Source organism: Streptomyces sp. SID1328, from assembly GCF_009865595.1.
Classification (GTDB): domain Bacteria; phylum Actinomycetota; class Actinomycetes; order Streptomycetales; family Streptomycetaceae; genus Streptomyces; species Streptomyces griseoluteus.
The window spans coordinates 1-2,027 of the sequence record NZ_WWKH01000069.1 but is presented as its reverse complement, the minus strand read 5'-3'; the positions used below and the strand labels follow the sequence as shown (position 1 = coordinate 2,027).

Here is a 2,027-nt window from a genome sequence, read left to right as displayed (position 1 = left end):
CTCACCGACGCCCTGTCCGCCGCCGACACCGCGATGTACGCGGCCAAGGGCCACGGCCGGCGCAACACCCACCACTGACCTCAGAGAGAAGGACGCCATGGGCCTCTTCAGCCGCAAGAACGACACCCCCGAGCCCGCCCGCAACGAGCGCATGACCGAGCTGGGCCGTGACTACGCCATCGCCCGCCGGCACCGCGACACCAAGGCCATGAACCGGATCATGCGCGAGATCGGCACCGACAAGGACGTAACCGACCTCAGCGACTTCCGGTCCGGCCAGGAGTCCTACGACTCCATCCCGCCCATCCCGCGCGGACGTAACCGCCGCAGCCAGTAGCACCCGTCCGGGGCGGTCTCTCTCGCCAAAGATCCACCGCCCCGGACGGCTCCACCTTCCTGATCCAACGGACCCGAAAGGGAAGCCTCATCATGCCCCAGCACACCCCTGCCCCGCGCCTGTGCCGTGACTGCGACGGCCACGCCTCGGCCATGGTCACCACCGGCACCCGCAACCCGGACGGCACCCGCACCCTGATCCGCGTCGACTGCCCCGCCTGCCAGGGCACCGGCCACCGCACCCCCGCCGCCCACCTTGCCCGTGCCGGGAAGTGACCGCCGTGGCTCTCCTCGACTGGAGCTCCCCGGAGCACTTCGACCACAGCGGCGATAAGCCGTGCGTCCTCTGCACCAAGCCGACCCCGCTGCGCTCCGAGCGGGGCAAGCCCGTCCACAAGGTGTGCGCCGAAGAGTGGGTCGACACCCGCCCCGACCGGGAGGGCGACAAGTGACCGCCTTCCGACCGCGCGTGCTCGACCTGTTCTCCTGCGCCGGTGGTGCCGGGAAGGGATACGAGGAGGCCGGGTTCGAGGTGGACGGCTGCGACATCGCCGCCCGCCCGAACTACCCCTTCGCCTACCACCAGGGGGACGCGCTCGAATACCTCGCCCACCTGATCGCCACCGGTGAGATCGGCCGGTACGCCCTCGTGCACGCCTCCCCGCCCTGTCAGGCCAAGGCCGCGCTGACCGTGGGAACGAACGCCTCCCAGGGCTGGGGCGGCACCCACGAGGACCTGGTGGCACCCACCCGCGCTCTCCTCGACGCGACCGGTCTGCCGTACGTGATCGAGCAGCCCAACGGCCGCGCCGAGATCCGCAAAGACCTTTCGCTGTGCGGGGAGATGTTCGGCCTGGGCGTGCTGCGGCACCGGAACTTCGAACTCGGCCGCTGGGCCACCGTGAAGCCGGCTCACCCCCGGCATCGGGGCTACGTGCGCGGTCACCGCCACGGCATCCGCCGCGAGGGCCCTTATGTCGCCGCGTACGGCAACGGCGGCGGCAAGGCCACCGTCCCGGAGATGCAAGCGGCGATGGGCATCACCTGGACCGATGTGCGCGAGGAGCTGACCGAAGCAATACCGCCCGCCTACACCCGGTGGATCGGAACCGCATTCCTGACCGCCCGTCAGGAGGTGTGCGCGTGACCGACGCCGCCACGATGGCGGGCCTGGACCCGGCCACCCTCACCGACGTGTTGAGGCTGGCCGGGTCTCCCGGCTTCGACCGCATCCAGGACCAGATCCGCCGCACCGGCGGCTGCACCGACCCGATCCGACTCACCGGGACGACCGTCACACGGGACACCGCAACCGGGCACGTGCTGCACCACTACTCCACCAACGCCGAACCCGGCGGCGTCCTCCGTCTGGCCTGCGGGAACCGGCGCGCCTCGCGCTGCCCGGCGTGCGCCTGGACCTACGCCGGCGACACCTACCACCTCATCCGCGCCGGCCTCGTAGGAGACCCCACCAAGGGCACCCCGCACACCATCCGCGACCACCCCCGTGTGTTCGCCACCCTCACGGCCCCGTCGTTCGGGCCCGTGCACAACCGGCCCGGCACCCGGCCCTGCCGCTGCGGCACCCGCCACAGTGAGGACGCCCCGGAGCTGGGCACGCCGCTCGACCCGGAGTCGTACGATTACGCGGGGGCGGTGCTGTGGAACAACCACGCCTCCGACCTGTGGCG

5 protein-coding genes are annotated in these 2,027 nt (G+C 71.4%); all 5 read left to right on the top strand.

What is annotated here, in order from left to right; all coding sequences use genetic code 11:
• Nucleotides 1–97 precede the first annotated feature (97 nt).
• Nucleotides 98–337 (top strand): hypothetical protein, encoded by a 240-nt coding sequence (locus GT030_RS02145; protein WP_161199553.1) that lies wholly within the window; start codon nucleotides 98–100, stop codon nucleotides 335–337.
• Nucleotides 338–429: 92 nt separating this feature from the next.
• Nucleotides 430–612 (top strand): hypothetical protein, encoded by a 183-nt coding sequence (locus GT030_RS02140; RefSeq protein ID WP_161199552.1) that lies wholly within the window; start codon nucleotides 430–432, stop codon nucleotides 610–612.
• A 5-nt stretch (nucleotides 613–617) separates the two neighbouring features.
• Entirely contained in the window at nucleotides 618–788 is a 171-nt protein-coding gene (locus tag GT030_RS35390; RefSeq protein ID WP_346009543.1) for a hypothetical protein, read from the top strand.
• A complete protein-coding gene (locus tag GT030_RS02135; RefSeq protein ID WP_161199551.1) occupies nucleotides 785–1,483 on the top strand; it encodes a DNA cytosine methyltransferase in 699 nt (232 codons plus the stop codon). The genes GT030_RS35390 and GT030_RS02135 overlap by 4 nt, the downstream gene beginning before the upstream one ends.
• Nucleotides 1,480–2,027 (top strand): replication initiator (locus GT030_RS02130; RefSeq protein WP_346009542.1); only part of this gene is annotated, 548 nt, incomplete at its 3' end. The genes GT030_RS02135 and GT030_RS02130, both read left to right, overlap by 4 nt.

Coding starts and splice junctions, on each gene's coding strand:
- GT030_RS02145 (WP_161199553.1), top strand. CDS start 98: ATGGGCCTCTTCAGCCGCAAGAACGACACCCCCGAGCCCGCCCGCAAC.
- GT030_RS02140 (WP_161199552.1), top strand. CDS start 430: ATGCCCCAGCACACCCCTGCCCCGCGCCTGTGCCGTGACTGCGACGGC.